At 39.2% G+C, this 19,860-nt stretch carries 18 protein-coding genes; 8 read left to right on the top strand and 10 right to left on the bottom strand.

Features of this window, described 5'->3' with window-relative positions:
- Positions 1–3: 3 nt before the first annotated feature.
- The 5 genes from mshL to LDM98_RS05110 are packed head-to-tail and all read left to right on the top strand — an operon-like array spanning position 4 to position 6,183.
- Positions 4–1,611: a pilus (MSHA type) biogenesis protein MshL gene (gene mshL / locus LDM98_RS05130; RefSeq protein WP_223898268.1), complete on the top strand. Its 1,608-nt coding sequence runs from the start codon at positions 4–6 to the stop codon at positions 1,609–1,611.
- A complete protein-coding gene (locus LDM98_RS05125) occupies positions 1,601–2,413 on the top strand; it encodes an ATP-binding protein (protein WP_223898267.1) in 813 nt (270 codons plus the stop codon). The genes mshL and LDM98_RS05125 overlap by 11 nt, the downstream gene beginning before the upstream one ends.
- Positions 2,406–3,143 (top strand): CDC27 family protein, encoded by a 738-nt coding sequence (locus LDM98_RS05120; protein WP_223898266.1) that lies wholly within the window; start codon positions 2,406–2,408, stop codon positions 3,141–3,143. Before LDM98_RS05125 ends, LDM98_RS05120 begins: the two co-directional genes overlap by 8 nt.
- A gap of 51 nt (positions 3,144–3,194) precedes the next feature.
- Positions 3,195–4,934 carry a GspE/PulE family protein gene (locus LDM98_RS05115; protein WP_223898265.1) on the top strand — a complete coding sequence of 580 codons (1,740 nt, stop codon included), beginning with the start codon at positions 3,195–3,197 and terminating at the stop codon, positions 4,932–4,934.
- 1 nt (position 4,935) lies between these two features.
- Complete coding sequence (locus LDM98_RS05110) at positions 4,936–6,183, top strand: type II secretion system F family protein (protein ID WP_223898264.1); 1,248 nt, start codon at positions 4,936–4,938, stop codon at positions 6,181–6,183.
- Positions 6,184–6,223: 40 nt separating this feature from the next.
- Here LDM98_RS05110 and kdsB read toward each other — a convergent pair whose 3' ends face one another.
- Positions 6,224–6,943 (bottom strand): 3-deoxy-manno-octulosonate cytidylyltransferase, encoded by a 720-nt coding sequence (kdsB, locus tag LDM98_RS05105; RefSeq protein ID WP_223898263.1) that lies wholly within the window; start codon positions 6,941–6,943, stop codon positions 6,224–6,226.
- A gap of 77 nt (positions 6,944–7,020) precedes the next feature.
- On the opposite strand from kdsB, the gene hemH reads away from it, so the two are divergent.
- Positions 7,021–8,025: a ferrochelatase gene (hemH, locus tag LDM98_RS05100; protein WP_223898262.1), complete on the top strand. Its 1,005-nt coding sequence runs from the start codon at positions 7,021–7,023 to the stop codon at positions 8,023–8,025.
- A 7-nt stretch (positions 8,026–8,032) separates the two neighbouring features.
- Entirely contained in the window at positions 8,033–8,590 is a 558-nt protein-coding gene (locus LDM98_RS05095) for a YigZ family protein (protein WP_223898261.1), read from the top strand.
- Between the two features lie 38 nt (positions 8,591–8,628).
- Here LDM98_RS05095 and LDM98_RS05090 read toward each other — a convergent pair whose 3' ends face one another.
- The 6 genes from LDM98_RS05090 to LDM98_RS05065 all read right to left on the bottom strand — a co-directional run bounded on the left by LDM98_RS05090 (position 8,629) and on the right by LDM98_RS05065 (position 13,567).
- Positions 8,629–8,970, bottom strand: coding sequence for a P-II family nitrogen regulator (locus LDM98_RS05090; RefSeq protein ID WP_008243763.1), 342 nt, complete (start codon positions 8,968–8,970; stop codon positions 8,629–8,631).
- Positions 8,971–8,981: 11 nt separating this feature from the next.
- On the bottom strand, positions 8,982–10,154 hold the full coding sequence (locus LDM98_RS05085; RefSeq protein WP_223898260.1) for an ammonium transporter: 1,173 nt from the start codon (positions 10,152–10,154) through the stop codon (positions 8,982–8,984).
- 212 nt (positions 10,155–10,366) lie between these two features.
- Positions 10,367–10,708 carry a P-II family nitrogen regulator gene (locus LDM98_RS05080; protein ID WP_008243759.1) on the bottom strand — a complete coding sequence of 114 codons (342 nt, stop codon included), beginning with the start codon at positions 10,706–10,708 and terminating at the stop codon, positions 10,367–10,369.
- 36 nt (positions 10,709–10,744) lie between these two features.
- Positions 10,745–12,052 (bottom strand): ammonium transporter, encoded by a 1,308-nt coding sequence (locus tag LDM98_RS05075; RefSeq protein ID WP_223898259.1) that lies wholly within the window; start codon positions 12,050–12,052, stop codon positions 10,745–10,747.
- 98 nt (positions 12,053–12,150) lie between these two features.
- Positions 12,151–12,852: a hypothetical protein gene (locus LDM98_RS05070; protein WP_223898258.1), complete on the bottom strand. Its 702-nt coding sequence runs from the start codon at positions 12,850–12,852 to the stop codon at positions 12,151–12,153.
- Complete coding sequence (locus tag LDM98_RS05065; RefSeq protein WP_223898257.1) at positions 12,833–13,567, bottom strand: helix-turn-helix domain-containing protein; 735 nt, start codon at positions 13,565–13,567, stop codon at positions 12,833–12,835. Before LDM98_RS05065 ends, LDM98_RS05070 begins: the two co-directional genes overlap by 20 nt.
- 139 nt (positions 13,568–13,706) lie before the next feature.
- Here LDM98_RS05065 and LDM98_RS05060 point away from each other — a divergent pair, with 139 nt between their 5' ends.
- Positions 13,707–14,555 (top strand): DUF234 domain-containing protein, encoded by an 849-nt coding sequence (locus LDM98_RS05060; protein WP_223898256.1) that lies wholly within the window; start codon positions 13,707–13,709, stop codon positions 14,553–14,555.
- A 16-nt stretch (positions 14,556–14,571) separates the two neighbouring features.
- On the opposite strand, the gene LDM98_RS05055 is transcribed toward LDM98_RS05060, so the two are convergent.
- Genes LDM98_RS05055 through cobA form a run of 3 tightly spaced genes read right to left on the bottom strand, consistent with a single transcriptional unit; the run spans position 14,572 to position 19,769 of the window.
- Complete coding sequence (locus LDM98_RS05055; RefSeq protein ID WP_223898255.1) at positions 14,572–16,587, bottom strand: molybdopterin oxidoreductase family protein; 2,016 nt, start codon at positions 16,585–16,587, stop codon at positions 14,572–14,574.
- Positions 16,588–18,510, bottom strand: coding sequence for a ferredoxin--nitrite reductase (locus tag LDM98_RS05050; protein ID WP_223898254.1), 1,923 nt, complete (start codon positions 18,508–18,510; stop codon positions 16,588–16,590). It abuts the gene before it with no gap.
- Positions 18,507–19,769: a uroporphyrinogen-III C-methyltransferase gene (cobA, locus tag LDM98_RS05045; RefSeq protein ID WP_223898253.1), complete on the bottom strand. Its 1,263-nt coding sequence runs from the start codon at positions 19,767–19,769 to the stop codon at positions 18,507–18,509. Before cobA ends, LDM98_RS05050 begins: the two co-directional genes overlap by 4 nt.
- Positions 19,770–19,860 lie beyond the last annotated feature (91 nt).

Genomic DNA, 19,860 nt, shown 5'->3' with positions numbered 1-19,860 from the left:
AGAATGAAAAAAATACATACATCAGGAGTTAAGTTTCTTATAGTACTTGCAATGCTATTAGGGGTTACTCAGAATCTCTCAGCAGGAAATTGTTCTACAAAGTTATTTAGTGTGACGATAGACAGTAAATTGACGATCAGGGATGTTATTGACAATCTTGCTGATACCTGTGGATTAAGTGTGATCGTAAAAGATGACGCTGCAAAGTTACGAATGAATAATAATCTTTATTATGTGAAGTTAAAAAACAGTACATTAAAAGGTTTTTTAAATACAGTTCTTAAAGATAACGACTTGAATTATACACTCAATGGAAATAAATTGACGATCTCATATTTGATCACACGTACATTCCGTATCCATTATATTTCCGGGCATAGAAAAGGTGTAAGTACTGCGAATGTAACGATTGCCGGTAGTGAAGATTCTACTAATGGTGTAGCAGGAGGAGGAGGTGCTAACGGGAACCAATCCACATCGAAAACAGGTATAGAGATAGAAAGTACAGATGAGTTTCAGTTTTGGAAGACGGTCGAAGCAGAAATACAGCGTATCTTGATCGGTGCTGCTGATGGAAGTACTCATTACACAAGATCAGGTGATTCATGGACGGGTCCGGATGGTAAAGTGTGGGAGTATAATCCTTTATCACCTATAGTGAATCCAGAAGCAGGTATGGTAACAGTTACAGGTACCGATAGACAGATCAACAGGGTAGCCAGATATGTACATGAACTGACAAAACAGATCAAATCACAAGTATTGATCGATATACGTATTCTCAGTGTATCATTTGATGACAGTACAACAACTGGTGTTGACTGGTCTCAACTTTATAGTTTACAAAACCTTACCGCCAATACATTACTTTCAGCTCAGACAAATGTGGCAACTTATACCTTTGATACTACAGAAGGTATAACGAATTTTACAGGAGCAAGTACAGTGGCTGATGCTGTAAGTACTGCAATGCCATCGTCAGCCAAAATATTAAGTTTAACCGGTAGTACTGATGTAAGTGAAGTCGTGAAATTCTTATCAACACAGGGAGATGTTAAATCTGTCTCGAGTCCTCGGGTGATGGCACTCAATAATCAGCCTGCACTGATCAGTGTAGGGCAAGAGCTTTTCTATAAAATCAAGTCTTCCAGCACTGCAAGTAGCGGTGGTGGAGCAGTTGCAGCTGAAGGTGAGGTAGTTGATTCTGTTTTTGCCGGCGTTTTACTGGATATTACTCCGGAAATCGACAGTAACGGCATGATCACCTTAAAGATCAACCCATCGATTTCAGATACGATAGATACTGTGACAACAGGCGCTGGAGCAAGAACCATCCCGCCGGATTTGATCAAACAGCAGATCGCTTCTGTCATCAAGGTGAAAGATGGAGAACATGCTATCCTTGGAGGACTTATATCAACTCAAACAGGGTTTAAAGACAATCATATACCACTGTTGGGGGATATTCCGGGATTAGGTGCTTTGTTCAAACGTCAAGAGAGAATCAATACAGTAGAAGAGTTGGTATTTATTATTACGCCACATATCGTTAAAAATTCCAAGTCTGTTTCATTGAAAGATTTGGGATATTCAAAGTTAAATGAAAAGTAGATATGAAGCTGCTAAAAATGTATTCGTTGATTCTGTAGATATTGATGATTACATTGATCTAGACTCTTCTGTCACGGCTTTTCAACAACTGCAGCATAGCATGAATAAGCCGTTGAAGATGATCCTGCTTTTTGGAAGACCTGGTACGGGTAAAAGCATTTTACTCACCCGTGTCCAGGAAAAACTGAAACACCAAAAAGAGATTCACTATTTTGATACACCTGCGATCAATGAAAAAGAGTTTTTTCATAAATTATTCAAAGTTTTGACAAAAAAAGATCTACCGAGCAACACTGAAGTGAATTTTGCCTCATTGGTTGATTTCTGTAAAAACCTCAGAGGTAAAAGAGAGATCATTATCCTACTGGATGAAGCGCAAATGTATAGCCCTGAGATGATGGAAAAGATTCGGCTTCTTTCTGACAGCCGTGCTGTCAAATTTGTCGTCTCTTTACATAAAACGGAAGATGAAGACTTGATCGCTAAAGAACATTTTCAATCTCGTATTTGGGAAGTGATCGAGCTTAAAAATGCTACAAAAGAAGATCAAACTGCTTATATACATAAAAAACTTTTAAAGAAGAATCTTTTTGAAATAGCAAATAGTATTAAAGCAAAGAATATAAAACGCATTCACAAATATACAAAAGGTAATTACCGGGAGTGTAATAAGCTTTTATTCACTATTTTTGAAATTTGTGAATATTATGATAAAAATGAACCCTCAAAAGTGAATTATACGAAGATATCTGACAGAATTATTGAAATGGCAGCACTGAAGTTAGGATACATTCATGTATGATATTAAACAATTAGAAGATGAGTGGAAACGATACAGGAAGAAAAAATTAAAACCTTGGTATATAGGTGCTGGAATTCTTGTTGTTTTAGCTCTTGTTATTCTTTTCTTTCAAACAAATAGTAAAATAGATGTCGGTGCATTGAAAAGCTATTTTGAGACTTCAAAAGAGATCCAGTCTCCTGAAAAAGATGAATCGTTTAAAGATAGTGCAACATCTGATAAGATGAAAGTTAAAGAGACTCTACTCCTTGATGAGGCATTGGGGAAGTTGGAAGTAAAAGAGAATTTGATAGAGATGGAAGATAAGGTCGTGAAAGTACACGATAGTATACTGGTTGATATCCCTATACTTGATGACACCAATGAAGCTCCTGCTGATGAAGAGATCGAAACAAGGAAGAAAATTCATCTAGAGATCATAGATTCAACAAGTGTTTCAGGGTATAAAGATGTAGAAAAGCGTTTTTTTGAATCACACGACATAGATGATGCCTTATTCCTAGCGAAAAGTTATTATAAAAATGGAAATTATGAAAAAGCAGAATATTGGGCATTGGAGACCAATAAACTTGATGAGAGTAAAGAAGAGAGTTTACTCATTTTTGTCAAATCAAAAGTTAAATTAGGTCATAAAAATGAAGCCTTATCCATACTCAACACTTATTTGAAACAGTCAGATTCGCAAGAAGCAAAAAAATTATTATATCGGATCGAAAATGATAAATTATAAAACTAAATTGAGTATTATGGTATACTTTATGAGTATTGTAGGGAGTGGTAAATGGTAAAACTCATTGAAATCATGCTTAAAGAAAATCTTATCACAAAAGAGGCAATTTCTACACTGGTAAAAAGCAGACCTCCCAAAAAGATTTCCTTTGCAAACCTTTTAGCTGAAGAGATGACAGATCTGCATACAGTAGAAATCTTTCTGGCTAAGAAGATAAGGCAAGGTGTGATCACCTTGTCGCATCTTGAAAAGATAGAAGGAATAAATATTGTACCCATCATTGAAGAGGTGGCAAAAACACTGCATGTAGAGTATGTGGATCTGGATGATATTGAAATTGACATGAAACTCTTTTCAAAAATTTCATACAGTCAATTGCTCAAATATAATATTATTCCTATAGAAGAGAGTGATCTGAATGTACTTATTGTATTTGATGATCCTCTTGATATGGCTGCGCAAGATGCCATACAAAGACTTTTTCCGAAGAAACCTATACGTATTGCTATTTCTAAACCATCGCAGATACACCAGCATTTGCAGCGTCTGGAGATCAATGAGAGTATTAAAGGGTTGGTTGCTGATATCCGTAAAGATCTGGCACAAGAGGGAAAGGCTGATGAGAAAGCGGATGAATCACCTGCCGTTTTAAAATTGATCGATGTGATTTTGAAATCAGCAATTTTTACAGGTGCGAGTGATATTCATATTGAAGCGCTGGAAAAAAGTTGTATCGTTAGAGTACGTGTTGATGGTATATTACGCCAAAGTTTCACATTCGATAGAGATATTTTTAATCCATTGGCTTCAAGAATGAAGCTACTTTCAAACCTGGATATTGCAGAAAAAAGAAAACCGCAGGATGGTAGATTTTCTGCAACCGTATCAAAAAAAGATTTTGACTTTAGGGTTTCGACGTTACCTACGATATTTGGTGAGTCGATCGTTCTTCGTATCCTGGATAAGTCTAAAGCGATGATCAGGCTTGAAGACGCAGGTATGAGTAAGTTTTGTTATGACAGATTTTCTGAATCGATCAAGGTTCCCTATGGTATTGTATTGGTTACAGGGCCTACCGGATCTGGTAAAACGACTACACTTTACGGTGCACTCAATGCGATCAAAGATGTAAAAGATAAGATCATCACAGTGGAAGACCCGGTGGAATACCAGATGGCTGGTTTGCAACAAGTGCATGTGAATGCCAATATAGGATTAAGTTTTGCAGATGCACTGAGATCTATACTTAGACAGGATCCGGACAAAATTATGATCGGGGAGATCAGGGATAAGGAGACATTGCGAATTGCCATTCAAGCAGCACTGACGGGTCACCTGGTTCTCTCTACACTGCATACAAATGATGCGATCTCAGCTGTTACCAGGATTTTGGATATGGGGATTGAAGAGTATCTGGTAAGTGGCGCATTGGTCGCTATACAGGCACAAAGACTTGTCCGTAAAATATGTGTGCATTGTAAGAAAGAGACGGTACTTGATATAACACTGCGAAAATCAGTAGAAGAATACCTTCCTGAAAACCCTACTTTCTATATAGGAGAAGGGTGCAAAGAGTGTGGACATAGCGGCTATGCGGGAAGGGAGATGATATCTGAAGTACTCACTGTCAGTGAAACGATGTCACGTATGATCGCAAGCAATGCATCTAAAGAAGAACTGACAAAACAGGCTGAGGAAGAAGGATTCATTACGATGTTTGAGGATGGTGTCCATAAAGCACTGGAAGGTAAAACGACCATTGCAGAAATTTATAGAGTAGCGAGGTTATAAGATGAAATATTTTAATGTAACAGTAATGGAAAAGGGTAAGAAAAGACAAGAGCTAGTGAAAGCAGTCAATAAAATGGCAGCCATCAACCTTGCCAAACAAAAATTTCCTATGACAATGGTGATGAAAGCGATGGAAACATCAGCGCCTCTTGAAGATAGTTTATCTGCACTCTTGTCAGGCTTTCAAAAATCATTCAAATCCAAAATACCGATCAACGATAAAATATCAACCATACGACAAATCGCCGTCATGACCGATGCTGGTATTCCGATCAATGATACATTGATGGAAGTTGCAGAAAATACTGAAAATAAACAGCTTAAAGAGATCTACACAACGATCAATAAGGATATTAATTCAGGTAACAGTATTTCAAATGCGATCGAACCTTATACGAATGAGTTTGGGCATGTTGCTATTGCAATGACGAATCTCGGAGAGAGAACGGGTAATATTTCCGAGTCTTATCATAAACTTGCCGATATACTTGAAACGATCAGGGATAATACGGCAAAATTTAAAAAAGCCATTAGAACCCCCTTGATCACATTGGCTGCAATGGCCATTGCATTTACTATTTTGATCATGGTAGTTGTACCGAAATTTAAAGATATATTCTCCAAATTCAAAACAGAACTTCCAGTACCTACGCAAATACTTCTTAAACTGGAATGGGCATTCAGTAATTACGGGTTGCTCATTCTTTTTGTCCTGTTTGCGTCTGTCGTTGCCGTAAAATATCTCTATAAAACTAATAAAGATTTTAAATATCAGATGGACAAGATGATGATCCATCCAAAATTTTATTTGATCAATAAAGCGATCTTTCTCTCTACGATGCATAAATACAATTTGGTCTTTGGCCAGTTGGTTAAATCTGGTATTCCTGTTTCTGAAGCATTGGAGACGGCTGTTGGTATGGTCGATAATGCTGCGATCAAAGAAAAGTTATTAACTGTGAATGCAAATATTGGTCGTGGTATGAGTTTGGCTGAAGCTTTCCAGTTGACCGGTCTCTATGAAAATATGTTGCTTCAAATGATAAAAGCAGGTGAAGCGGGTGGTCAATTAGATGCAATGATGGATAAAGTCACAGACTATTATGATATGAGATTCCAGGATTTGATCGATAACCTTGCTGCCTATATAGAACCGATCATGTTGTTCTTTATTGCAGGACTGGTACTTCTGATGGCTTTAGGTATCTTTATGCCAATGTGGGACCTCGGAAAAGCGGTGAAAGGCTAGATCGAAAGACAAAAGAGAAATTTCTCTCTTGTTTTAAACATCATAATCTATGATGTTTAATAGCTCTTTCTAAATCCTCCATGGTGTCTATGCCAAAACTCTCTGTAGTCACCTCTATCATAGCAATTTCATAGCTATGATAAAGGGCTCTAAGCTGTTCCAGTTTTTCTATTTCTTCCAGCGGTGCAGGTTCAAGCATACAAAATTGATGCAATGACTTGAAAGTAAAGCCATAGATACCCAAATGTCCTTTGTATGCATCAAAATGATGGTCTCTAGGGTAGGGGATCTTTGCTCTTGAAAAATAGAGGGCCAGGCTATTGGTATCGGTCACAACTTTTACGATATTTGGATCATCTGCTTCCGGATTTGAAATGGTTTTGTAACAGGAGTTCATCAAGATACGTGCATCTTCTTTGTTCTTTTTTGTCAGATCGTAGATAGCCTGCACGACATCAGTTTCGATAAACGGTTCATCTCCCTGCACATTGATAATGATCTCATTTTCATCCAACTCCAATTTTTGTGCTGCTTCGTAGATACGATCCGTACCGCTCTGATGTGTATCGGATGTGAGGACAGCTTGAATTCCATGTGTACGTGCGATATCTATAACTTCCTGTGCGTCTGTAGCAATGACAACCTTATCGATACCTTCAACAGCTTTTGCTGTTCTGACAACCATCGGTACGCCACCAATATCTGCTAAGACTTTATTGGGGAAGCGGCTTGATCCTATGCGGGCAGGGATAATAATCATAATTTAACCTTTATATGTTATAACTTTAATGAATTTTACACTTTATATGCTAAGATACAAGACTTTAAAGGATGTCAATGAACAAAGCACTCTTTCTTCTCAATATGGGTGGACCCAATGATTTGGATGAAGTAGAACTTTTTTTACATAATATGTTCTCAGATAAAAACATTTTACCAACAAATCCCATGACACGTGCATTGATTCGTAAAATCATTATAACCAAACGTCTGGATGATGCTAAAGAGAGCTATACACATCTGGGTGGGAAATCTCCTTTATCTGAGTTAACGCAGAAACTGATTGATAAACTGAAATGTAAGTTGGATATGCCTATTTATGCTGCTATGCGTTACGTTCCTCCTTTTGCCGGAGATGCATTAAAGCAATGCAAAGAAGAGGGTGTGGAAGAGCTTATATTGTTTCCGATGTATCCACAATACTCAACCACGACCACACTCTCCTCTTATGAGGATATCATCGGAAGATGTAAAGCCCTGGATTATCATCCAAAGATCACGATGTCAACCTGTCAATATTTTGATGATATGGATTATATTCAAGCTTGTGTAGCTCAGATAGAAAAAGCGATAGGGGGTAAGGAGAGCAGTGAATATGATCTGCTCCTGTCTGCACATGGATTACCTATGAGCATTATTAAAGCGGGAGATCCTTACCAACGTCAGGTTGAATCGAATGTCAGTGCCATTAAAACACTGTTAGCCGTGAAAGGTATTGTCTTTAAAGACGTAAAGTTGGTCTATCAATCTAAAGTAGGGTCTGCAGCTTGGTTGGAACCTAACCTGGTGGATGTGCTGCGTAATCCTGTCAATCGTAAAGTGCTCATCTATCCGTTGGCATTTACCATTGATAACTCTGAAACACTGTTCGAACTGGATATAGAACATCGTGAAATCGCTGATAAAATAAAATTTGATGATTATATTGTAGCAGCATGTATGAATGACAGTGATGCCTTTGTGGATCTCATTGTGAAATATGTGTCGAAAGAACCAACACCTATCTACCCTTGTGCTGATTGCAGTATCTGTCTTTGCTGTGGGGCGGGACAGCATTTATAATCCATTGATGATTACAGTTACTTCACCTATCGTTTATAAGACTGAAGTCAATCGTTCGAAATTCATTGCGCATCTTGTACCTATTTCAGCGTATGAAGGGTTACAGGCTGAACTGAAATCTGAGCATCCCAAAGCAAATCATGTGGTCTATGCCGTACGTCATTTCAATGAGTTTGGACAAATTGTTGAAAATGCTTCGGATGATGGAGAACCCAAGGGATGTGCAGGGGTACCGGCTCTGAATGTTTTACGTGGCGAAGCACTGATCAACTGTGCCGTACTCATAGTACGCTATTTTGGGGGTATTAAGCTTGGTACAGGCGGTATGGCCAGGGCTTATGCAGAATCGGTCAAAAATGTATTGAATGAGGCAACTTTGGTGCCCTATGAAAAGCAGATAACGTATGTGTTTGAAACATGTTATTCAGACGTAGATAAAACACTCTATAGACTTAAACAGTTAGGTCTTGTGAACTATGAACGTGATTTTGGCGCAGATAAAGTGATCTGGAAGTTAGTGGGGAGTGAGAAGAAGATCGAACAGCTGAAAGAAGAAGGACGATAACGCCCTCTATGTTGCATTTAAAAGCACAATTCAGTGCTTTAAAGTGCTTCTTCGTCCTCTTCACCGGTTCTAATACGGATCGTTTTAGAGATATCCGATACAAAGATCTTACCATCACCGATCTTCCCTGTCTTGGCATGTTCTTTAATGGCTTCAATCGCTTTGTTTAGATAGTCATCGTTACTGACAACGATCTCAATTTTTACTTTGGGAATGAACTCTACTACATACTCTGCACCTCTGTAAAGTTCAGGGTGACCCTGCTGTCGTCCATACCCTTTTACTTCAGATACGGTCATACCTTCAATACCTTGTTCTACAAGAGCATCCTTGACATCTTCCAGTTTGAATGGCTTGATGATCGCTTCAATTTTTTTCATTCGTTATCTCCTTATATACTGCGTTTAAATTCAGGGTATGATTCTATACCACACTCTGTCGCATCGATTCCCTCAAGTTGTTCTTCATCATTTGCACGAAGTACAAAGATCTTGTTGATACTATATATTGTAATCCATGAAAGTGGAAAAACAATCATACCTACAACAAGTATACCTTTTAATTGTGTCCAAATGCTTACATCTGCTACAAAAATACCTACGGCAAGTGTACCCCAGATACCATTGATCAAGTGAACGGACAATGCACCCACCGGATCATCCATTCTGAATTTATCGAAAATAGGTACGAACAGGACAACCAAAGCGCCACCTATCGCACCGATCAGTATAGGGGTATGAATATCATATTGGTCAGGTCCGGCTGTGACGGCGACAAGCCCACCCAATGCACCATTGAGTATCACGGTGATATCGAATTTTTTATATCTAAAGTATGTTAGTAGCCATCCTGCAATTGCACCGGCAAGACCAGCTGTATTGGTGTTCATGATAGTCAGTGCAACGGCATCCGCATTCTCTTTTGATGAGATCGTTCCCACAGAACCACCGTTAAATCCAAACCAACCGATCCAGAGTAAAAGTGCTCCCAATGTGACCAAAGGAATGTTGGACGCAGGAATGACACGGACGATATTATCTTTGTATCTTCCTCGTCTGGGTCCCATAATGAGGATAGCTGCAAGCAGTGCCCACCCTCCGGTAGAGTGGATCACCGTTGAACCTGCCAGGTCAGAAAGTGATGAGATATCCAACGCGGTGCCGGCTAAAAAGTTCGCTCCCCAGGTAAGGTTTACAATGACCGGGTAGATCAATGCCCCGACAAGAAGGGTGAAGATGGCCAAAGGCAGTATACGGGAACGTTCACTTACCCCGCCGCTCATAATATTGACCACTTTACCTACAAATGCCATTTGAAACATAAAAAATGCCCATTTGCTCATACCGTCCTGATGATCCCAGCTTCCAAATGCCAGCTCATACCCTATCAGTAAAAAAGCCAGAGAAGCTATGGCATAGATCATGACATTGACCGTCAGTACAGATGTGACATTTTTTGTTCGTACCAATCCTGCTTCGAGCATGGCAAAACCCGGTACCATGAAGATAATAAGAGTCATGGCAAAAAGTGCGAAGAAGGTATCTATGACGTAATTAATTTCCATATTGATTTCCTTATATTCTAATGTTGGTATTGTATCGATTATTGGAATCTATTGGAAGTCTGTATTGCTCGAAAATAAAGCAGTTTAAAAATGATAATGGGTCAAAAAGGAGAAAAGTGATTAAAAATTAATCAAAAGAAGAGGGAGAAGAGCTTCTCCCTTCCCTCTTAAAAATGAGAGTTGGTAAGGCATGGTTTCCTTTTCTCTAAAGATTAAAGTGCGTCAGCGTCAGTTTCGTCTGTTCTGATACGTACAACATGGTCGATCGTACTTACGAAGATCTTACCATCACCGATCTTACCTGTTTTAGCGGATTCATTGATGATCTTGATCGCAGTCTCTGCATAGGCATCCGTACTTACGACGATTTCAATTTTAATTTTTGGGATAAATTCAACCACATATTCAGCCCCTCTGTAAAGCTCTGAATGACCTTGCTGTCTTCCGTACCCTTTTACTTCAGATACGGTCATACCTTCAATACCAGCTTCTACAAGAGCGTCTTTGACGTCTTCCAGTTTAAATGGTTTGATTATTGCTTCAATTTTTTTCATTATGTAATCCTTTATAATTATAGTGTAGTCAATGCCTTAGGCATTCACTACATTTTCACCGTGAACTATCTCATCAAGACCAGTTGACTCAGTTTCTTCATCTACTCTTGCCCCACCTGTGACCGCTGAAGCGATATAGTAAACGATCACAGTTCCAATAAGTGTAAAGAGACCAACCACTACGACTGACTCAAGTTGTACCATGAATTGTCCCATTCTGTCACCGCTTTCTTTAAGTGGACCATCCCAGAGAAGATCTTTGTCATCAAGTGCAAGAAGACCTGTTGCAAGAGCACCCCATAGACCTGCTAGGAAGTGGATACCAAATGCATCAAGAGAATCATCATAACCAAGTTTTTTCTTCAATGTTACCACACCGAAGAATGCAATGATAGACCCAACGATACCTACGATGAATGCTCCACCAACGCTTACAAAACCAGCAGCAGGTGTGATCGCAACCAGACCGGCAATGATACCTGAAGCAATGCCAAGAAGTGTTGGCTTTTTAAAGACAAACCACTCAAGAAGCATCCAAGTTACAGCAGCTGCAGCAGTTGCAACAGTTGTTGTCATGACAGCAAGACCAGCGATAGCATTTGCACCGAATGCTGAACCACCATTAAATCCATACCAACCGAACCATAATAATGCAGCACCTACAGCAGTAAGAAGGATACTATATGGTTTCATAGCTACTTTAGGGTAACCAGCTCTTTTACCAACCAATAGTGCGAGTACAAGTCCAGCTAAACCACCATTCATGTGTACAACAGTACCACCGGCAAAATCAAGGGCACCAGCATCAAAAAGAAGCGCACCGTCACCACCCCATACCATGTGTGTTACAGGAGCATACACAAGAAGACCCCAAAGGATTACAACGACCATCCAAGTTGAAAACTTCATACGTTCGATCACAGAACCTGCAGCGATCGCTACAGTAATAGCAGCAAATGTCCCTTGGAATGCAATAAATACATAAGAAGGATATGTACCGGAAAGATCAGTCCACTTAATACCGTCAAGCATTACATTACCGAATCCGCCAAACACATTTTGAAGCATTGCGCTCTCATTGGTTCCAAATGCAATAGAATAACCTGCAATGATCCATACAACAAATGCAACTACAAATGCACCCATTACCATTGCATAGGTATTGAGTACGTTTTTAGCTCTTGTCATACCTCCATAGAAAAGTGCCAGTCCTGCTGGTGTCATAAGAAGTACAAATGCTGTTGATACCATCATCCATGCTGTATCACCTGTGTCCAGTTTATCTTCTGCGAAAGCGAAGATAGGCAAAAACATTGCCATTAGAGCCGAAAGTTTTAGTTTCATGCTATTTCCTTTTAAATTAATTTTTTACAAGACAATAGTAACATGAATGATATTTTTTTACCATAGCCTGTTGATTAATTTTTAATCAATATGGCTGCTTATTGAATCAGAGGAATTTCAAGCTTAATAGAGTGTTCTTTAAGAACACATTTGATCTGGCTCATCTCTGCATGGCTGCATATCTCATCATCAGTATCTGCATAGCGCCCATTGGCAAGTATGGAAAGTTGAGCGATAGGGACTCTTTGATTGTCTATCATGACATGCTGACCAACCAGTAGTGTAAGAGAAATATCAATGGAGTCTGAAGATCTAAATGCATTCAGTGTTTTTCTTAATAGTTTGGAGAAATTATTTTGGTCTATTTTAAATGCAGGCAGATCCTGATCGGTCAGAAGCTTCAGAGGATTGGAATTCTTTGTTCTAAAAAGTGCTATGTTGGCTTCAAGCAGGATGTTAATATCTGTGGTGAAAAGTTTGTCTTTTTCTATTTTACGTGTGGGTTTTATACGTGGCGTGTTGTATAGACGTAAGGAGATCTGCTCTTCATTCTCATATCCTACTGCAATAGCATGAAAGTTATAGGTGTCATAATTGAGTCCCAGAGAGGTGGTCTTATAGCCGAAGGTTTGAGGCGCATAAGATAAAGCGATATCATAAAGTTCCTTTTTGGTGACATACCCGAATAAAATTTCTGCAGCGTTATTTAGATAGAGTATTTTCCCCTGATCATTAAAAAGGATGAAAGGGTTGTTGTCCCATTCTATAAAGGATTTAAAATCAATCGATGTTGTGCTCATGTATCTTCTTTCTAAGTGTGTTTCTGTTGATCCCCAAAACCTGTGAAAGCTGCAGTTGTGAACCAAATTTGTGAAGCCCCGCTTCTATAAGAGGCCTCTCATATAAACTAAGATGTTCCCTGTATGCATCGTTACCATCAAGGTGCTTCAGTAGATAGTGATAGAGTATCTCTTCTATATCCTGCGCGTTCATAGTCTGTTTCATCAGGTGTATATAGACAGACCTTTTGAGACTTTTACTGTTTTTCGTGAGATTGAGAGGGATGTACTCAGATTCAAATGTATTCCCTTCTAGCATTAAAGTGGAACATGCCTCTTTGATGAAGAGTTCTTTTAAATAATCGATATCTTCAGGACGCTCTTGGAGTGACGGCATGGTATAAATAAAAGCAAAAAGGTCATCAATGAGCTCTGGATTACCCATATAATCTGCTGTAGCTATAATACGTTTATTGGTAAAATCAAGAGAATTCTGATTACTGAGCTTTTCAAAATTGGTGATGATAAGCTCATCATTTTGCTCAAGTGCTTCCTCAACTTCTTGTTGATCGTTACCTGAAACCAAAGGTGTATCCGGGAAAAGGTAACGTGCAAGTGACTTTTTACCGGTATGTGCTTCACCAATGATGATAGATGAAACAAAAAGTGTTTTGGTGAGGGTAAAACTCTTGATGATATGTTGTATTTTATCTGATTTGCTAAAAAATGTTTCCATAATACTCTTTGGTGTTGTTTAATAATTAATCATTTATAATACAAAAATTAAAATAAAAATATGTTAAAATAATTAAATCTATGGACAAAGGGATTTCATCAAAGCATCATTTCAAAGGTTTTACCGACATTTTTCTTACTTGGAACTTGAGCAGGCTGTTGAGTATTTCTCTATTTTGGGCGGTATTGGCAAAAATATAGAATTAGACTATTTTGATGATGTCTTTTCTATGGTCGAGTCAAATTTTGTGCAAAATTTCTCAAAATTTCAAGCACTTGTCTCTCCCTCATACCTTTTGGAAAGTCCCTATCGTGAAATACTGATGGCAGTAGCCAGAGGAGACGGAAAACTCTATTCCGTACTTAGAAAGGCAAAAGTGAGTGAGGCCCTGGGAGAGAAGATCGTCGGGGAACTGGTCGATTTAAATGTACTGAAAGTCGAAGCTTCAAGAGAATCTCCGTTGCGCAGCCACCCCAAACATAAACTCAAAAAAGAGCAACGCTCTTACCGTGTACAGGATAAACTCCGTTTTGTACAGCCCTTTATGCGTTTCTGGTTCGGCTTTGTGACATATTATAAAAAAGATCTGGCTGCAGGGAAAGGGGATGCATTTTTAAAGAACTTTGAAAAACACTATGAGCGTTTACGTTCTTTGGTCTATGAACAGCTTTGTGATGCACTTTTGATACAGCATTATGCAGAGCATAAGAGTATCGTGGATAGTGGAAGTTTTTGGAATATTCACAGTGAATTCGATATTTTGGCTGTGAGTCAGGATAAAAAGGTCATCCTGGGAGAGTGCAAGTACAAAGACCGAAAAGTATGCAAGAACGAATTGACCAAGCTCAAAGCAAAAGCAGCAGAGTCAGGCATTAAAGTGGATGTCTATGCCCTCTTTTCCAAGAGCGGATTTTCAAATGAACTCTTGCAAGCACAGGATGATGATCTGCTTTTGTTTGATCTGAATGATCTGGAGCACTTGTTGTAGTGTATACCTGAATACACTACAATGTACACTCTTCTATTTTTTCTATTCTGACTGCACTATGGTTATAATCAGGCTCTTTTGAAAGTGGATCGAGTCTATCATCTGTAAGATAATTGATGTCTCTATGTGAAATAGGAATGAAAATGGTTTTTGGATTGATATCTGCGAAAACAACTTTTGCTTTGAGTGCTCCTCTGACAGAGATTATTTTTACTGTTTCATCCTCATTGATACCAAGTGCTGCGGCATCCTTTGGATGTATTTCTACAAACTCTAACGCTTTATATTTTAAAAGATTGTCTGTATAGAGAGTTTTACTGCCTGTATGCCATTGATCTCTTGTTCGTCCTGTGAGCAGGATAAAAGGATACGCTGGGGATGGTTGTTCTGATAGATTTTGGTTTTCTACAAACAAAAGATTTGCTTTATTGTCTGGCGTGAGAAATTCATTTTTATCATAGAGTGCTTCTCCCCATATAAAAGGCGTATGTTCAAGGGCATCATAGTTTGCTTTATAGATATCAAGGTGACTTTTATAACTCAATCTTGTCATTTCCTGATACTCTTCAAAGACCTCTTTGGACGATTGAAAACCAAATGCTTTTTTATGACCCAAATGTTTTCCTATTTGGGCGAATACTTCCCAATCTTGAAGTAAACCATGTTTATCTTCAAAAGCTACTACACGTGTCAAGGTCCTGTCGAGGTTTGTCTGTGTGCCTTCTTTTTGTCCAAACGGTACTGCTGGTATGAGGATATGCGCGAATTTGGAAGTTTCACTTCCCTGATAGGCATTGATCTCAACCACCAGAGGTATCTTCTTGAATGCTTTTTCAACAAATGTCCGATGAGGAAGATGATAGACAGGGTCCGTATGACAGATAATGAGGATATCCAGTTCATTTTTATCTGCTTTCTCGATCATTTCAAAAGCTGTGAGACCATTTTCTTTTGGTAGCGTGTCACTCTGCCAAAAATCAGATACTTTTTGGCAGTTCTCTTCACTATAGTCCAAATGGACGGCCAACGTTGTACTCAAACCTCCTACTTCTCTTCCACCCATTGCATTGGGTTGTCCTGTGAGAGATAATGGGCCGGAACCTTTTTTATTGATCTGTCCTGTTAGTATATGTAGATTGTTGATAGCAAGATTTTTATCTACCCCCTGAACGGATTGATTGATCCCCATGGTCCATGCAGTGATGATATTTTTACTCTGTCTAAAAAGTCTGTACAAAGCTTCAAAAATATCTTCTGAAAGTTGTGTGCGCTCTAAGAGCATTTTTTCATCAAGTGCCAAGAGCTTCTCTTTGTAGCTATTGAAATTGTTACTGTGCTCCTTTATAAAATCATACGCAATATGGTCGTCTTTTATCAATTTTATAGCAAGTAGATTCAAAAGATCGATATCTGTACCGACTTTAAGGGGTATGTAGAGGTCAGCATTTTTAGCAGTCAGTGTAAATCTTGGATCAATGACGACAACTTTTAAGCCTTTTTTTTGTGCTTTTTTGATCTTGTTGTGCAATACAACATGTGCTTCAGCAGTATTGGCACCAATGAGTATCATTAAATTACAATGTTCGATATCTTCCATTCTTACGGGAACATAATCCATTCCGAAAGATTTTTTATATCCCACGACAGCACTTGCCATGCATGTTCTTGAATTGGTATCACAATTGGCCGTTCCGACAAAACCTTTTGCAAGTTTATTGGCTACATAATAGTCTTCATTGAGCATTTGCCCGGAAAGATAAAATCCGATTCTGTCAGGGTTGGCAGTCTGTTTGATTTTTTCAGCAATCAATTGGAAGCTATCCGCATAAGTGGAAGGTCTGTAACTCTCTTGTATAGAATCTCTACAGTGTACCTCCAATAGTCTATTGGTATGGACGGTTTTTGATTGTGAGATACCTTTGGCACATGACATCCCCTGGTTTGAAGGATACTCCTTTACGCCTTTAAGTGTATCATTGATATGTTCTAATTTGCATCCCACACCACAGTATGCACACACTGTTTGACTCATCTAGTGAACTTCTTTAAGTGCTACGATCAGCTCAGAGAAGACCTGTGCACGTTCTCTTTTTTCTTGATGGGTCATAGTGTAGATGACCTCTGAGAGCTTTGGGGGGACTTTCGGATTGAGTTTGGTGACTTCATCTCTTGTAATGTTTCTGGGTTTGGCCAGTACAGGTTCAAAGTTTTCAACCGACTCATAACGTTTTTCACCCGTAAGCAGTTTAAAGAGTTTCAATCCAAAAGCAAAAATCTCAAACTCTTCTTTTTTAAATGTTTTTGGTGCACTCTCAAGTTCAAACCAAAGATCCAATCCCAGTTTTTCATTGAGGATATAGTTTATCTTTGTGTAAAAACCAAGGGCTTGAAAAGAGTAGTTTGCCGATAAAAACCTGTCATCAAAAGTTTCATAGGTTTCACCTCTTTGTTTATACGCTGCATAGGTCTTAAGCAGATATTTCACATGATGTTTGGCTTCTGTTAACGGCAGGGCTTTATGTAAGGTATGTGCTTCTTTTGCCATACGCGTGATCTTACCACCGACGAAAATGTGTACACCGTCCACACGGTTACCTTCTTCATCTTTGGCTTTACACCCTTCAAATCCTATATCAGCGATACCATGTACGCCACATCCTTTAGGACAGGCAGACCAGTTCATACGTACATTGGCATTTGTAATGGCTACTTCAGAGCTCAGGAAATGTGCCATTTCTATGGCATCAGGCTTGTTCGGTATGACACCAAAGCTACAGGTAGCTGTCCCGGCACAGGCTATCATGTCATTAAAGTAGAGATTATTGAACTTCGCATAGTTCGTGATCAGTTCTGTCGCCTCAAAATCTTCCAGTAGATCTTTTGCAATATTTACGATATAGACATTCTGGTCATAGGTCAATCTTATATCCCCTGTACCAAATACTTTTGCTGCCTGGGCCGCAGCGATCATGTCTGTACCGCTGAATATACCAGAGGGTACGATGATCTTGTAATTATATTTACCATTACGTCCCAGTACTTTGTTGGACCCCAGTGCGATATTTTGAGACTGTACCATCGTCGTACCTGCAGGAGCAAATTGGGCATCGGCCTCTTCTTTGATCGCATTGACAAGGTTTTCTATACCGACATCATTGATAAGGAACACCAAACGGTTTTTGTTACGGTTATCACGGTATCCGTACGTTTTAAATACAGTCAGAAGTGATTTGTAGAAGAGACCCACTTCGTCTATCTGCACAAAAAGGTTGGCATCTTGTGCCTGTACACCTACACACGCACCCAAATAGATGTTAAATCCAAATACCCCATCTTTTTGGGCTAAGACAAAACAGCAGTCATGTCCAAAGATGTTACAGGAGTTCGAAAGAGAACCTAAGATACCTGTATTGAATTTACGTGGCAATACGGAGATCCAGTCCGGATCTTCTCCAAAGATAGTTTGGAGTGCATCAATGATGGGTTTGGTCTCAATGATGTTATCGTATGCGATGCCGTCGAGTGGATCGGTCACGATATTCCGAGGGTTGTCCACACCGGTCTGAAACGTAGAGATACCGACCTCTTTGAGTTCCTGTAACACTTTGGCAATGTCTGCTATCTGCAAGTAACGCAGTTCGACCTGCATACGTGTCGTCAGATCGATATAGTCATTCCCGTACTTTTGCGCCACTTCACCGATACGTAACGCTTGTTCATAGTTCAATTGTCCAGCAGGTATACGCACGCGAAGCATAAAGTCTTCCCCTTTGTCAAAGAGTCCAAAACATTTTAAAAAATAGGCACTGTCCTCTTTGGCTAGACCTTCATATCCGGCTGCAGCGATCTCTTCTAACTTGGTATATACATCCATCGGCATCTTCAGTGCTTTGGTTGTCTCGACTTTGTTGAGTTTGGTATTTCTTGCCTGTGAGGCTTTTTCTAAAATGCTCATGTTAGACTCTCTTTCAGTGTGTTTGTATAGTGTATGACGTCTCCAAAGACCAAAATAGAAGGTCTTGATGCCCCAAGGGAAACCTCTTCAAGGTTCTCAAGTGTCGTGGTAAGTACGGTCTGGTTCTTCCGGCTTGCATTGGAGACAATGGCACAAGGTGTGTCCAACTCTATATGTAATGCTTTTGCCTGCTGTACGATCTCTTTGATCCGTGTAAGCCCCATCAATACGACGACCGTATGATCTCTGTTTTCCAACATCGGTACCCAGTTGAGATTGATGGCATTCCCTTTTAAGTGGGCTGAGACGACAGTAAAGGCATTACTGTAATCCCTTGCTGTGACAGGGATATTTGCCATCAGCGGTCCTGATACTGCTGAAGAGATACCCGGTATCACTTCAGTTCTGATACCTTTTTGTGAAAGGTAAAGTAACTCTTCGGCACCACGGCCAAAGATGAAGGGGTCACCGCTTTTCAATCGTGCAACGGAGTACCCTTTTTTAATATATGTGCGTATGAGTTTATTGATCTCTTCTTGGGGTTTAGTATGAAATCCTTTTTCTTTACCTACAAAGACCTTCTTTGTACGTTTTGGTACGATAGCCATGATCTCGTCACTGATGAGGTGATCATAGAGGACGACATCCACCTCTTTGATAATGTTATAGGCTTTGAGTGTAAGCAGTTCAGGATCTCCCAGACCGCAGCCTACCAGATACGCCTTGGCTGTCATTTGTTCGATCTTTTCAAGCGTTTTTTCTATCTTTATGATCCCTTTGTCCCTTTGTGACTGCAACGCTTCCAAAAATGTTTCCATATTATCGGGCATGAGTGCCTGACACTTATCTCTGAAGTATTTAGCCACAGTAGGACTTGCACCGGAACTTGACACGGCTATCTGAAGCGGTGCATTTTTTGTCAGTGCCATAAAGTAGAAATCACAGACTTTAGGTTGATCTACCACATTGAGTAAAAGAGGGTGTTTCTGTTTATACTTTAAAAGTTTTTGTGTGACTTTTTCATTCCCAGTAGCATCTATCACAATGAGATGCTTTTGAATATCTTTCGTTTTGAATTTTTTGATCTGTATGTCAGAACACAATGTTTGTATCTTAGGGTGCACTTCTTGGGATATCACAGAAAAAGAGATATGGTTCTCTGCCAGTACTTCTGCTTTTTGCAATGCTACATTCCCACCACCGATCAAAAGAATATGCTGTTCTTTCAGTAATATGGGTAAAGTTTGTCTCTGTTTCATCTTTATGATCATCCTCGCTGTAATTGATGTCATTATATCTCTGAAAAGATGGTTACATATTCATATAATTGTATATTTTTTAATCAATATG

This window comes from Sulfurovum sp. TSL1 (genome assembly GCF_019972135.1).
Lineage (GTDB): Bacteria > Campylobacterota > Campylobacteria > Campylobacterales > Sulfurovaceae > Sulfurovum.
The sequence above is the reverse complement of the archived record's forward strand: the minus strand, read 5'-3'. Positions and strand labels throughout refer to the sequence as shown.

Coding starts and splice junctions, on each gene's coding strand:
- LDM98_RS05095 (WP_223898261.1), top strand. CDS start 8,033: ATGATTACAGTTACTTCACCTATCGTTTATAAGACTGAAGTCAATCGT.
- LDM98_RS05070 (WP_223898258.1), bottom strand. CDS start 12,852: ATGAGCACAACATCGATTGATTTTAAATCCTTTATAGAATGGGACAAC.
- LDM98_RS05125 (WP_223898267.1), top strand. CDS start 1,601: ATGAAAAGTAGATATGAAGCTGCTAAAAATGTATTCGTTGATTCTGTA.
- mshL (WP_223898268.1), top strand. CDS start 4: ATGAAAAAAATACATACATCAGGAGTTAAGTTTCTTATAGTACTTGCA.
- LDM98_RS05065 (WP_223898257.1), bottom strand. CDS start 13,567: ATGGAAACATTTTTTAGCAAATCAGATAAAATACAACATATCATCAAG.
- LDM98_RS05080 (WP_008243759.1), bottom strand. CDS start 10,708: ATGAAAAAAATTGAAGCAATAATCAAACCATTTAAACTGGAAGACGTC.
- LDM98_RS05075 (WP_223898259.1), bottom strand. CDS start 12,052: ATGAAACTAAAACTTTCGGCTCTAATGGCAATGTTTTTGCCTATCTTC.
- LDM98_RS05085 (WP_223898260.1), bottom strand. CDS start 10,154: ATGGAAATTAATTACGTCATAGATACCTTCTTCGCACTTTTTGCCATG.
- kdsB (WP_223898263.1), bottom strand. CDS start 6,943: ATGATTATTATCCCTGCCCGCATAGGATCAAGCCGCTTCCCCAATAAA.
- cobA (WP_223898253.1), bottom strand. CDS start 19,769: ATGAAACAGAGACAAACTTTACCCATATTACTGAAAGAACAGCATATT.
- hemH (WP_223898262.1), top strand. CDS start 7,021: ATGAACAAAGCACTCTTTCTTCTCAATATGGGTGGACCCAATGATTTG.
- LDM98_RS05120 (WP_223898266.1), top strand. CDS start 2,406: ATGTATGATATTAAACAATTAGAAGATGAGTGGAAACGATACAGGAAG.
- LDM98_RS05115 (WP_223898265.1), top strand. CDS start 3,195: ATGGTAAAACTCATTGAAATCATGCTTAAAGAAAATCTTATCACAAAA.
- LDM98_RS05090 (WP_008243763.1), bottom strand. CDS start 8,970: ATGAAAAAAATTGAAGCGATCATCAAGCCATTCAAACTGGAAGATGTC.
- LDM98_RS05055 (WP_223898255.1), bottom strand. CDS start 16,587: ATGAGTCAAACAGTGTGTGCATACTGTGGTGTGGGATGCAAATTAGAA.
- LDM98_RS05110 (WP_223898264.1), top strand. CDS start 4,936: ATGAAATATTTTAATGTAACAGTAATGGAAAAGGGTAAGAAAAGACAA.
- LDM98_RS05050 (WP_223898254.1), bottom strand. CDS start 18,510: ATGAGCATTTTAGAAAAAGCCTCACAGGCAAGAAATACCAAACTCAAC.